Annotated in this window: 11 protein-coding genes; 5 read left to right on the top strand and 6 right to left on the bottom strand. The window is 74.8% G+C overall.

Annotated features, from left to right (window positions below; all coding sequences use genetic code 11):
* The first annotated feature begins 37 nt into the window (after positions 1-37).
* On the top strand, positions 38-1,120 hold the full coding sequence (locus ABD994_RS28120) for a sulfate/molybdate ABC transporter ATP-binding protein (RefSeq protein ID WP_345423802.1): 1,083 nt from the start codon (positions 38-40) through the stop codon (positions 1,118-1,120).
* 52 nt (positions 1,121-1,172) lie between these two features.
* Here ABD994_RS28120 and ABD994_RS28125 read toward each other — a convergent pair whose 3' ends face one another.
* Positions 1,173-2,363 (bottom strand): phosphorylase family protein, encoded by a 1,191-nt coding sequence (locus ABD994_RS28125; RefSeq protein ID WP_345423805.1) that lies wholly within the window; start codon positions 2,361-2,363, stop codon positions 1,173-1,175.
* A gap of 29 nt (positions 2,364-2,392) precedes the next feature.
* Positions 2,393-3,061 (bottom strand): maleylpyruvate isomerase family mycothiol-dependent enzyme, encoded by a 669-nt coding sequence (locus tag ABD994_RS28130; protein ID WP_345423808.1) that lies wholly within the window; start codon positions 3,059-3,061, stop codon positions 2,393-2,395.
* A 142-nt stretch (positions 3,062-3,203) separates the two neighbouring features.
* Here ABD994_RS28130 and ABD994_RS28135 point away from each other — a divergent pair, with 142 nt between their 5' ends.
* Positions 3,204-4,853, top strand: coding sequence for an AMP-binding protein (locus tag ABD994_RS28135; protein ID WP_345423811.1), 1,650 nt, complete (start codon positions 3,204-3,206; stop codon positions 4,851-4,853).
* Between the two features lie 4 nt (positions 4,854-4,857).
* On the opposite strand, the gene ABD994_RS28140 is transcribed toward ABD994_RS28135, so the two are convergent.
* Positions 4,858-5,316 (bottom strand): cupin domain-containing protein, encoded by a 459-nt coding sequence (locus tag ABD994_RS28140; RefSeq protein WP_345423814.1) that lies wholly within the window; start codon positions 5,314-5,316, stop codon positions 4,858-4,860.
* A gap of 97 nt (positions 5,317-5,413) precedes the next feature.
* Here ABD994_RS28140 and ABD994_RS28145 point away from each other — a divergent pair, with 97 nt between their 5' ends.
* Together ABD994_RS28145 and ABD994_RS28150 are read left to right on the top strand one after the other, a co-directional pair.
* Entirely contained in the window at positions 5,414-6,463 is a 1,050-nt protein-coding gene (locus ABD994_RS28145; RefSeq protein WP_345423817.1) for a helix-turn-helix transcriptional regulator, read from the top strand.
* Positions 6,464-6,576: 113 nt separating this feature from the next.
* Complete coding sequence (locus ABD994_RS28150) at positions 6,577-6,963, top strand: cold-shock protein (RefSeq protein ID WP_345423820.1); 387 nt, start codon at positions 6,577-6,579, stop codon at positions 6,961-6,963.
* A gap of 61 nt (positions 6,964-7,024) precedes the next feature.
* On the opposite strand, the gene ABD994_RS28155 is transcribed toward ABD994_RS28150, so the two are convergent.
* The 3 genes from ABD994_RS28155 to ABD994_RS28165 form a co-directional block, all read right to left on the bottom strand.
* Positions 7,025-8,806 carry a ricin-type beta-trefoil lectin domain protein gene (locus ABD994_RS28155; RefSeq protein ID WP_345423823.1) on the bottom strand — a complete coding sequence of 594 codons (1,782 nt, stop codon included), beginning with the start codon at positions 8,804-8,806 and terminating at the stop codon, positions 7,025-7,027.
* A gap of 114 nt (positions 8,807-8,920) precedes the next feature.
* Positions 8,921-9,430, bottom strand: coding sequence for a DUF2771 family protein (locus ABD994_RS28160; protein WP_345423826.1), 510 nt, complete (start codon positions 9,428-9,430; stop codon positions 8,921-8,923).
* Positions 9,427-11,028, bottom strand: coding sequence for an MFS transporter (locus tag ABD994_RS28165; RefSeq protein WP_345423829.1), 1,602 nt, complete (start codon positions 11,026-11,028; stop codon positions 9,427-9,429). The genes ABD994_RS28160 and ABD994_RS28165 overlap by 4 nt, the downstream gene beginning before the upstream one ends.
* A gap of 99 nt (positions 11,029-11,127) precedes the next feature.
* Here ABD994_RS28165 and ABD994_RS28170 point away from each other — a divergent pair.
* The coding region (locus ABD994_RS28170; protein WP_345423832.1) for a serine/threonine-protein kinase at positions 11,128-11,980 on the top strand (853 nt) is incomplete at its 3' end.

Consider the following 11,980-nt stretch of genomic DNA (forward strand, 5'->3'; position numbering starts at 1 on the left):
GCACCCTCGTTCGGAACGGGGCGGGCTGGCGGCCCGGGTGACGACGCGGCGGGGCGGCTTCACGCTCGACGTCGAGCTGGAGGTCGCGCCCGGTGAGGTCGTCGCGGTGCTCGGGCCGAACGGGTCGGGCAAGTCGACGCTGCTCGGCACGCTGGCCGGGCTCCACCGCCCCGAGGACGCGCGGATCACCGTCGGCGGGCGCACCCTCACCGACACCGCCGACGGCACCGCCGTGCCCGTGCACCGGCGCCGCATCGGGCTGCTCAGCCAGCAGGCGCTGCTCTTCCCGCACCTCACCGCCCGCGACAACGCCGCGTTCGGCCCCCGGTGCGCCGGCCGTCCCCGCCGCGAGGCGGCCGCGGCGGCGCGCCGGCGCCTCGCCGACGTCGGGATCGGCGAGCTCGAGGGCCGGCGCCCGGCCGAGCTCTCGGGCGGGCAGGCCCAGCGCGTGGCGATCGCCCGGGCCCTGGCGACCGAGCCCGACCTCCTGTTGCTCGACGAGCCCTTCGCCGCCCTCGACGTCGACGCCGCGCCCGCCGTGCGCTCGGTGTTGCGGCGCCTCGTGCGGGACACCGGCCAGACCACATTGCTCGTCACCCACGACGTCGTCGACGCCGTCGTGCTCGCCGACCGGCTGGTGGTGGTGGCCGACGGCCACGTCGTCGAGCAGGGGCCGACCGCCGAGGTGCTCGCCCGCCCCCGCTCGGCGTTCGCCGCGCGCATCGCCGGCCTCGACCTCGTCCCCGGCGTCGCGGCCGCCGACGGCCTCCGCACCCCCGAGGGCGGCACGGTCCACGGTGTGCCGACCGAGGAGGTCGCGCCCGGCGAGCCCGCGGTCGCGGTGTTCGCCCCGCACGCCGTCGCCGTGCACCGCGACCGTCCCGCAGGCAGCCCGCGCAACGTGCTGCCCGTCCGGCTGGCCGCGCTCGAGCCGCAGGGCCCGATCGTGCGGCTGCGCGCGGCATCGGTGCCCGACGGGCCGCCGTGGGCGGAGGGCCTGGCCGCCGACGTCACCCCGGCCGCGGTCGCCGAGCTGGACGTCGAGCCGGGCGACGACCTGTGGTTCGCGGTCAAGGCGACCGAGGTCGCCGTGCATCCGGTCCGCCGCCGGCGCTCGTGAGTGCTTCGGGTCGCCACGACGACACAAATCACTCACCTGGGCCGCAGGCCCCTCACAGGTCCTGCGGGCCCCCGAACAGCGGCTCGTCGACGGCGCGGACCTCCTGGTTGGGCAGGCCCTCGGGGTGGCTGCGGCGCACGGAGTCCAGCGCCGCCAGGGCGATGTCGAGGTGGTGGCGCTTGGACGCCTCGTAGAACTCCAGGGCGCCGGCGGCGAGCTTGGGCGAGCCGTGCAGCGGCTTGTCCGAGACGCAGAGCAGCGTCGCGTTCGGGATGCGGTAGCGGAACCCGTTGGCCGCGATCGTCGCCGACTCCATGTCGACGGCGACGCTGCGGCTGAGCTGCATGGCCCGCAGCGTCGACTGCTGGTTGAACTCCCAGTCGCGGTTGTCGGTGGTGTGCACGATCCCGAGCCGGTAGGGCCGACCGGCCCGCTCGAGGGCGTCGAGCAGCGACGAGTTCAGCCGGTGGTTGGGGATCACCGGGACGTCGAGGGGCAGCACCTCGTCGAGGACGTGGTCGGCGCGCTGGTAGCCCGTGGCCAGCACGAAGTCGCCCTTCTGCTGGTGGTTCCGCAGCCCGCCGCAGTGCCCGATCATGATCATGGTGTCGGGCCGGAGCACCGCGACGTGGTCGGTGGCCGTCTTGGCGTTGGCCGGTCCGACGCCGATGTTCACCAGGCTCACGCCGTCGCCGGCCTCGGTGCGGTGGTGGTAGGCGGGCATCTGGGCGCCGTCGCGCGCGGGCCGGTCGGCGTCCGGGAACCGGTCGAGGAACGCCTCGACGTGCATCGCGTAGTTCGTGAACAGCACGTGGCGCTGGAAGGCCGACGCCGGCGTGCCCGTGTAGTGGGCGATCCGGTCGATCGAGATCGCCATCCGCTCGGGGGAGAAGAGGAAGAGCTTCTTCGAGCGGGTGTCGACGCGGTCCTCGTCGAGGGCGGCGAAGAACGCCGGGTCGTCGAACGGCGGTTGCGGGCGCGCGGCCCGCGCCGAGATCCGGGCGCCCGCCGTGAGCAGCGCCGCCAGCTCGCGGCACAGGTAGCGACGGATCGCGCCGGCGCGGGCGAACTCGCCCTCGAGGCGCGGGTTGTGCGTCGACCAGGGCCGCTTGACGACGAGGGCGCCGTACCAGCCCTCCTCGTCGGCGGCGACGAGGACGTCCACGAGCGCGTCGGTGGCCTTCTCGACCTCGTCCGCGCCCAGCGCGGTGCCGTCGACCGTGACGGATGCGGGTCCGGGCATGCCCGCATCGTCCCAGCCCGGCGCCGGCCCTACCCCGCGCGGGCGGCCCCGGTCATCCGTCCGGCGACGAGCGCGGCGCCCGGGCCGTCCAGGGCGTCCAGCCCGGCCGGGCGCCCCGTGGCCAGCAGGAGGAGCTCGCCGAGCGGACCGCGCGCCTCCGGGCCCTCGCCGCGGGTCCAGTCGGCGTCGGTGGCGACGAGCCGGACGCCCGCGAACCGCCGTCGCGCCCCGAACATCGGGGTGGCGCAGACGGCGTCGATCACCATCCGCACCCGCTCGACCGGCATCGGGCGCTCGAGCCCGAGCGGGCGGGCGATGTCCTGGCCGTGCACGAGCACGTCGTCGAGCGGGTCGGTGGGCCCGCTGATCCCGAGCCGGTGCGGGACGTCCGCGGTGGTGCGCAGCCGGTCGCACAACTCGCCGGGGGACATCGCGGCCGCGCGCTCCCGGGCCTCCCGGGCGAACACGGCGTCGATGTCGCCGCGGGCGCGGGCCACCGCGAGCAGCACCGGCAGGGTGCTCGCCTCGACCGAGAACGTCAGGTGGGCGAGCACCTCGTGGACGGTCCACGTGCCGCACAGCGACGGGGTCGCCCACGCGGCGGCGTCGAGGCCGGCCAGCTGGTCGGCGAGGTCGCGGCGCTCGCCGGCGACGTGGGGCAGGAACTCGGTGACGTAGCGGCGCTGGGCGGATCGCATGGGTCCCTCCTCGGACGGTCGCGAGTGGGACGGCCCGGGAGCCCGCGACTCATCGCACCCGAACGTCCGTTCGTCTGGTGACGATCGCCGGGCGACGTGACATCGTGGCCGCGACCACACTGTTCTCCCCGGAGGTCGTGTCGTGACGGCGCCCGCCCAGCCCCTCGTTCCCAGCTACACGTCCGGGACGTCGGACATCCCGCTGCTCGGCGACACCATCGGCGACAACCTGGACCGCACCGCGGCCGCGCGGCCGGACGCCGAGGCCCTCGTCGACCGCACACGCGGGGAGCGCTTCACCTGGGCGGAGTTCGTGGCCGAGGTCGACGCGCTGGCGCTGGGCCTGCTCGACGCCGGCGTCGCGAAGGGCGACCGTGTCGGAATCTGGGCGCCGAACTGCTCGCCGTGGACGCTGCTGCAGTACGCAACGGCGAAGATCGGCGCGATCCTGGTCAACATCAACCCGGCGTACCGCACCCACGAGCTCGCGTTCGTGCTCGACCAGGCGGGCATCTCGCTGCTGGTCGCCGCGCGCAGCTTCAAGACCTCCGACTACGCCGCGATGATCGACGAGGTCCGCCCGGAGCGGGCGGCGCTGCAGCGGGTCGTGATCATCGACTCCGACGAGTGGCACGGGCTGTTCGTGCGCGGCGGCGACGTCGCCCGCGTCCGCGAGGTGTCCGCGACGCTCTCGCCGGACGACGCGATCAACATCCAGTACACGAGCGGGACGACGGGCTTCCCGAAGGGCGCGACGCTCTCGCACCACAACATCCTCAACAACGGCTACTTCGTCGGCCAGCTGATCGGCTACACCGACGCCGACCGCGTCTGCATCCCGGTGCCCTTCTACCACTGCTTCGGCATGGTCATGGGCAACCTGGCGTGCACCAGCTCGGGCGCCACCATGGTCATCCCGGCGCCCGGCTTCGATCCGACGTCGACCCTCGAGGCCGTCGCCGCGGAGCGCTGCACCTCGCTCTACGGGGTGCCGACGATGTTCATCGCCGAGCTGGGGCTGGACGACTTCGAGTCCTACGACCTGACCAGCCTGCGCACCGGGATCATGGCCGGCTCGCCGTGCCCGATCGAGGTGATGAAGCAGGTCGTCGAGCGGATGGGCATGAGCGAGGTGGCCATCTCGTACGGGATGACCGAGACCAGCCCGGTGTCCACCCAGACCCGCCGCGACGACTCGCTGGACCGCCGCGTCTCCACCGTCGGGCGGACGATGCCGCACCTCGAGTCGAAGATCGTCGACCCGGAGACCGGGCTGACGGTGCCCCGCGGCACGCCCGGCGAGCTGTGCACCCGCGGCTACTCGGTGATGCTCGGCTACTGGGAGCAGGCCGACAAGACCGCCGAGGTCATCGACCGGGCCCGCTGGATGCACACCGGCGACCTCGGCGTCATGGACGACGAGGGCTACATCAACATCACCGGCCGGATCAAGGACATGGTCATCCGTGGCGGCGAGAACATCTACCCGCGGGAGATCGAGGAGTTCCTCTACACCCACCCCGACATCGTCGACGCCCAGGTCATCGGGGTGCCCGACGAGCGCTACGGCGAGGAGCTCATGGCCTGGGTGCGGCTCAAGCCGGGCGCCGGGTCGCTGACCACCGAGGCCGTGCGGGAGTTCGCGTCGGGCCGGCTCGCCCACTACAAGATCCCGCGCTACGTCCACGTCGTCGACGAGTTCCCCATGACCGTCACCGGCAAGGTCCGCAAGGTCCAGATGCGGGAGGAGGCGGTCGAGCTGCTGGGCCTGTCGAGCAGCCCGACCGCCTGAGCGCTCAGCTCCTCGTGGTCGAGCTCCGCCCCGCTCCGTCTCCCGCCGGCAGGATGGCCACGCCGTGGGCCGCGGTGTGGGCCGCGACGGCGGCCGGGTCCGGGGGCCCGTCCGCGGTGAGGCGGCTCATCCCGCGCAGGAACTCGACCTGGCTGCGCCCGGTGACGACCACGAGCATCCGGGCGGGCGCGTCGGAGGTGTTGCGGTAGCAGTGCGGGACGCCCGCGGGGATCCACACCGGACCGTCGGACACCGTCCGCGTCTCGTCGCCGACCTCGATCGTCACCGTGCCGCCGACGACGGCGAAGAGCTTGTCGGCCCCGAGCGTGTGTCTGGGTGAGCGCGCCCCCGGGGCCAGGTCGAGCTGCAACGCCTCCCAGGCGTCGCCGGTGGTGTCGCCGGCGGCGAGGACCGTGGCCTGGGCGCCCATCAGGGGGAACATGTCGACGGTGTCGGTGCTCATCGTGTACTCCGAGTCAGTGAGATCGGCGTGCTGATGCCCCGACAGTAGGAATACTGGGCGGCGGGGCTCCATCCCCAGTTCCAGGGGGGTACACGGCGTGACCACACTTGCCGAGCGCCTCGCGCCGGCGCTCGACCCGTCCGCGGGCCATGCGGCGCTGCGCCGCGCGGCCGCCGCCGTCGTCGACCGTGCCGTCGGGCACGACCTCGCGGTGTGGGCGACGGTCGATCCGGCCACGGCGATGACCACCTCGTGCGTGCTGCTCGGGGCCGAGCGCGACGAGGACCTCGAGGCGGAGGTGTTCGCCCACGAGTACGGCGCGGCGCCCGACGTCCTGCGGTTCGCGCAGCTCCTCGACGGCCCCTTGCTCGACACCGTGCACCGCGCCACCGGCGGCGACCCGGCCCGCAGCGCCCGCCACCGCGAGACCCTCGCGCCGCGCGGGTTCACCGACCACCTGCGGCTCGTGCTGTACGACGGCCGCACGCCGTGGGGCGCGGTCGAACTGCTGCGCGCCGGCGGATCGTTCACCGACGGCGAGGTCGCGGCGCTGTCGGCCGTCGGGCGCCCGCTCGCGGTGGCCCTGCGCGAGGCGATGGTGGACGGCCGCGTCACGGCCCCGGACGACCCCGTGGTGGCCCCGCTCGAGGTCGCGGGGTCGGGGTTGGTGATGTGCGGCCCGGACGGCCGGGTCGCCGAGGTGAGCGACGAGGCCCGCGCGCTGCTCGGCGGCCCGGGCGACGGGGCCGTCCTGCCGCCCGCGGTCACGGCCCTCGTCGCGGGTCGCCGCGGCGCGGCGACGGGCCCGCAGGCGGTGCACGCCCCGACCACGGCGGGGCGGTGGCTGTGCTTCACCGCGACCGCGCTCGGCGGGCGCGTCGCCGTCGTCGTCGACCCGATCCGGCCCGGGCAGCTCGCCGACCTCGTGGCCCGCGCCCGCGGGCTCTCGCGGCGGGAGCAGGACGTGCTCGGCCAGCTCGCCCTGGGGCGGCCCAACCGCCGCATCGCCCGCGCGCTCGGCCTCTCCGAGTGGACCGTCCAGGACCACGTGAAGGCCGTCCTGACCAAGTTCGGGGTGTCCGGACGGTCGGAGCTCCAGGCGGCGCTGTTCCTCGGCACCTACGCCGAGCGGCACGTCACGGGCTGAGCTCGCGACGGGGTTCACGGTGGCGCGGCGGGGATAAACTGGGCGTCTGCGCTCCGGCGGGCCGCCGGGGCGCTTTGTCATGGGTGTGGCGAGCAAGAGATCGGGTGACGACGGTGCCGACCGGCAGGGTCAAGTGGTACGACGCCGACAAGGGCTTCGGGTTCCTCTCCCAGGAGGGCGGGGAGGACGTCTACGTGCCGAAGGGGTCGCTGCCCCGTGAGGTGGAGACGCTGAAGTCCGGGCAGCGCGTGGAGTTCGGGATCGCCGAGGGCCGTCGGGGCCCCCAGGCCCTCCAGGTGCGCCTGGTCGACCCGCTGCCGTCGGTCGCCGAGGCCAAGCGCCGCTCACCCGACGAGCTCCACGGCCTCATCGACGACATGATCAAGGTCCTGGAGGCCCGGGTGCAGCCCGAGCTGCGCCGCGGCCGGTACCCCGACCGGCGCCAGACCAAGCAGCTGGCCGAGGTCGTCCGCGCCGTGGCCCGGGAGCTCGAGGGGTGACCCCAGGTGAGTGGTCCGGGTCGTGGTGACGACCCAGATCACTCACCTGGGCGCAGCCCTCTCAGTTGTCCGGGATCGCGGGCACCGAGGTGGCGGGCACCGGGCCGGAGGTCTCGGTCGTCGCCGGGGCCGTCGGGCTGGTCGGCGGGACCGTCGCCTGCGGGGCGACGAGCTCGGGCAGCAGCGGCTGGCGCGGGGTGCCGCCCCCGCCGATGCTCGAGGGCCCGTTGTTGTCGACCACCTGCAGCGCCTGGCGCAGGCGCTGCACGTCGCGGCCCCAGGCGTTGGTGTTGTTGGCGTAGACCTCGAAGTCCTGGCCGTAGTCGGCGCGGAACTGGGTGCGCATGTTGCCCGCGGGGCCGTTCTCGGCGTTGAACGCGAACGACGGGCCGTAGGTGTCGTCGACGACGTAGGCGCCGTAGTTCTGCAGCGTCCAGGCGATCTGGCGGCCGGGCTCGGTCGTCAGACCGAGGTTGTTGATGTCCACCGTCGGCGGGATCGCCAGCAGCGCGCCCATGCGCATCGCGCCGTTGGTGTTGTTGCCGACCGAGCCGTACCAGCCCACCGCGTACCCGTCGGGCTTGACCGCGGGCCAGCGGAAGCACTCGGCGCGGGTGGAGCAGCGCGCGAGCTCGGCCTTCGCGTACAGGTTGATCTTCAGACTGTGGCGCGGGCCGGTCTGGCCGGGCCGCAGCTCGCCGATGCGGATCGAGCCGCCGAGCGCGCTCATGCCCGAGCCGCCGTGCGAGCCCTCGATGCCGGGGCCGTAGATGTCCTGGTCGGGGAAGCGGACGTAGCTCGTCGCCGGCCCGTTCGCCCGGCACCGGGCCAGCGGCTGGGTCTGGACGACGGTGCGCCCGTCGGCGCCGAGGAACGCCGCGCTCTCGTTCTTGTTGTTGCTGGGCAGCACGTAACCGCCGGGGATCGGCACCGTGGCCAGCGTCGTGTTCTGGGTGACGCAGCGGTCGCCGCCCCAGCCGCCGGGGCTGGCGAGGATCGGGGTCAGCGGGGCGGTCGGCGTCAGCACCAGGGGCTCGTCGTCGACCTGCGGGACGCGCGCGCCGCTGTCGCCGCCCGGGATCGCGGGCAGGTTCGCGGGCACGAACTGGGCGCCGCTGCCGATCGGCATGTTCCAGATCGAGGTCGACGCGAACGGCTGCTGGATCGGGTCGCGCCCGCCCGTCGGCGGCGGGGTGGTGGTGGTCGTCGTCGGCGGCACGGTCGTCGTCGTCGTCGTCGTCGTCGTCGTGGGCGGGACGGTGGTGGTGGTCGTCGTCGGGGTGGTGGTCGGCGTCGTGGTCGGTGTCGACGCCGCGGGGGCGGTCCAGCGCATGGCCGCGGCGGTGGTGCAGGTCGCGATCACCGTGCGGGTCCCGATCGCCGTCCCGTTGTTCAGCGGCGCGAGGCACTTCAGGGCCTGCCGGTTCACCACCAGCCCGTCGGTGCGCACCACCCAGTGCTGCGTCTGCGCCGCCGGGTTGCAGGCGACGAGGACGACCGCGGTGTTGGCCGCCGTGCCGGCGTTCAGCGTGCCGAGGCAGCGCCCGCCGGGCGTGCGGATCGACTCGTCGGTCGCGAAACGGCTGAACTGCTGGCCCGGGTAGGTCGCGGCCTGGCAGACGCTGATCCCGGTCGGGTTGTTCAGCGTGGTGGCGTTGTTCGCGTTCTCCAGGCAGCGCGCGTTGCCGTTGCGGAACTGGCCGTACACGGTCGCGGCGTCCGCGCTCGGCGCGGCGACCAGGCCGGTCGCCAGCGCCAGCACCGCCGCGACGAGCACGCCGAGCGCGGCGGTGTGCCGGTGTGGGTGCCGGTGTGGGCGACGGTGCTGCCGGGCCGTGTCCATGTGTTCTCCCCCCGAGTGGCCGGGAGGGACGATCTCGGTCGCGGAGCCATACCTCAACGGCCGATCGAGTGAACATCGACCCTGTTCACTCGGTGAGCGGTCGCCCGCTCGGGCTCAGCGGTCGTCGACGCTGAGCACCCACGTGGCGCGTGTGGCGAACTCGAGCCCGTTCGGACCCTGGCTGATGCGGGCGCCGTACTGCTGCACCTCGGCGCTCGTGAGCTGGTCGGCGGGATCGGGCAGCACGAGCGTGTAGGTCGTCGTGGTGCCCGGCGCGAACACCGGGCTGCGACCCTGCGCGACCGTGCCGGTGGCGTCCCGGAACTCGAAGGCGATCTGCCAGGGCGTGCCCACGACCTCCTCGGGGACGCCCACGGTCAGCGGGGTGTTCGGCGGGACGCGCAGCACGGCGTTCGCGTCCGGGTCGTCGCCGCACTCGGTGACCTGCACGTCGCAGAACTGGCTGGCTCCGACGCTGACGGTCGCCCCGCCCGCGCCGAAGGTGACGTCCCCGGGCGACGACGGGCCGGCGTTGGCGCGCACGACGAGCACGACGACGACCACCACGACGACGAGCAGCGCCCCGCCGCCGATCGCGAGCGTCCGCCGGGAGAGCGTCCTCACCGGGAGACGTCCGACCGGTCGCGCTCGGGTCCGCTCCGTCTCCGGGGGATGAGCGACGAGCCACGCGTGATCAGCACGGTCTGCACGGTACCGACGCCGACGACGCACGCGATGACGGTGAACCCGATCCACCACGTCGGCGGCAGCAGCACGCCCAGCGCCCCGCCGAACACCCACGCCAGCTGCAGGATCGTCTCCGAGCGCCCGAAGGCCGACGCCCGGCTCGCCTCGGGCACGTCGCGCTGCACGACGGCGTCGAGGCAGACCTTGAGCAGGGCGCTCGTGGTGGCGGCGACGAGCGCGGCGGCCGCCGCCGTGGCCAGCCCGGTGACGACGGCGGCCAGCACGACCCCGGCGAGCGCGACCGCGAGGCAGACGACGACGAGCACGCGGGGGCGGCCGAAGCGCTGCCGGGCGCCCACGACGTTGCCCAGGAACCCGCCGGCGCCCGCGGCCGCGCCGATGACACCGAGCAGGAGGAGCTGGTCGCCGGGGGCGCCCTCGGTCTCGTTCTTGACGACGAACGCGGCGAAGAGCGTCAGGAACCCGGTCAGGGCGCGGATCGTGCCGTTGGCCCACAGGGCGCCCACGACGTCGCGCCCCAGCGAGGTCCGCGGCCGCCCGGGGCGCCCGGCGGGGTCGTGCACGGGCAGGATCGTGGTCGGGACCTCGCCCTCGGTGACCTCCACCCACGCCGGGATGCGCAGGCACAGCCAGACCCCGGCGAGGCAGATCGCGGCCGTGAGCCAGGCGGCGCCCGGCGAGCCGGCCAGCCACGCGACCCCGGCCGCGACCGCCCCGGCCACGCCGGAGGCGACGAGCCCGAACACCGTGAGCCGCGAGTTCGTGGTCACGAGCGTGATCCCGGGCGGCAGCACCCGCGGCGTCACGGCCGCCTTGAGCACGCCGAAGGACTTCGACAGCACCATGATCCCCAGCGCCGCCGGGTAGAGCGCCCAGGTGTCCATCCACAGCGCGAGCACCACGGCGAGCACGCCCTGGCCGGCCGTGGACACGGCCATCGCGACGCGCCGGCCGCGCTGCAGCCGGTCGAGCGCGGGTCCGATGACGGGCGCGACGAGCGCGAACGGGGCCACGGTGATCAGCAGGTAGAGCGCGACCCGGCTCTTGCTCTCGGCGCTGGCTGCGGAGAAGAACAGCGTGTTGGCCAGCGCGACGGCGAGGGTCGCGTCGGAGGCGTAGTTCGCCATCCAGGCGTAGGTCAGCGCGGTGAGCCCGGAGCGGTCGGCCCCGTCGGCGGACGCCGCGCGGTGGAAGGCGCGGGCCCCGCGGGTGGTGAGGCGCCGTGCCCGCCAGGCGGCGACGCGGGTGACCGTGATCTTGCGGGGGCCGGGGTCGTCGTCGCCCTCGGGGCGCCCCTCGCGCGGACGGTCGTGCGGGGACTCCCGCGGGGGGTCGCGCGGGTCGTAGCGGGTGGCGTACTCCGTCGCCGGGTCGTCCGGGCGGGACCGGGGGTCCGGCCCGTCCTCCGGGAACGGGCGGGTGGACCGGGCCGTCGGCGGCAACCGGCCGGGACGGCGCGGCGGCGGCGGGCCGTAGGGGTGGTCGCCGGGCCGGCGGGAGGACGGACCGGTCACCGGTCCATCATTGCCGAGGACCGGCGGCCGGGGACACACCCTCGGTGACCACCCGCCGACCGGCCGTGGCGGGCCGTGCCGGTCCGGGGGAGGGTGGGCGTGGAGATCGGGCCGTACCGGATCGAGGGCGAGCTCGGGCGCGGCGGCATGGGCACCGTGTACCGCGCGTTCGACACCCGGCGCCGGCGCACCGTCGCCCTCAAGCTGCTGGCCGACGACCTCGCCGGCGACGAGACCTTCCGCGAGCGCTTCCGCCGCGAGGCCCACACCGCGGCGCAGCTCGGCGACCCGCACGTCATCCCGCTGCACGACTTCGGCGAGGTCGACGGGCGGCTGTTCCTCGACATGCGCCTCGTCGAGGGCGTCGACCTCGCCGCCCTCATCGAGCGCGGCGGGCGCCGGCCGCTCGACCCGGCGCGGGCGGTGGCGCTCGTCGGGCAGGTGGCCGAGGCGCTCGACGCCGCCCACGCGGCCGGGCTCGTCCACCGCGACGTCAAGCCGTCGAACGTGCTGGTCACGGCGTCGGACTTCGTCTACCTCGTCGACTTCGGCATCGCCCGCTCGGTGCGCGAGGATCACACCTCGCTCACCACCACCGGGACGGCGATCGGCACGCTCGACTACATGGCGCCGGAGCGCTTCGACGGCGCCGCCCCGGACGCCCGCGCCGACGTCTACGCCCTGGCCTGCGTGCTGCACGAGACCCTCACCGGGCGCCGGGCCTTCGACGCCGACAGCGCGGTGTCGGTGATGCGCGCGCACCTGTTCACCCCACCGCCGCGCCCCAGCGCGCTCGCGCCGCTCCCGCGGGCGCTCGACGACGTCGTCGCCCGCGGGATGGCCAAGGACCCGGGGCAGCGCTACCCGAGCGCCGGGGCGCTGGCGGCCGCCGCCCGCGACGGGCTGGGCGGCCGGGCCCCGGCGACGCCCCAGCGCGCCGTGCCGACGGCGC

Source organism: Actinomycetospora chlora (assembly GCF_039542135.1).
GTDB lineage: Bacteria > Actinomycetota > Actinomycetes > Mycobacteriales > Pseudonocardiaceae > Actinomycetospora > Actinomycetospora chlora.

What these genes read in the sequence shown, in the direction of transcription:
- ABD994_RS28125 (WP_345423805.1), bottom strand. Translation starts at nt 2,363, where the DNA reads ATGCCCGGACCCGCATCCGTCACGGTCGACGGCACCGCGCTGGGCGCG.
- ABD994_RS28155 (WP_345423823.1), bottom strand. Translation starts at nt 8,806, where the DNA reads ATGGACACGGCCCGGCAGCACCGTCGCCCACACCGGCACCCACACCGG.
- ABD994_RS28130 (WP_345423808.1), bottom strand. Translation starts at nt 3,061, where the DNA reads ATGCGATCCGCCCAGCGCCGCTACGTCACCGAGTTCCTGCCCCACGTC.
- ABD994_RS28140 (WP_345423814.1), bottom strand. Translation starts at nt 5,316, where the DNA reads ATGAGCACCGACACCGTCGACATGTTCCCCCTGATGGGCGCCCAGGCC.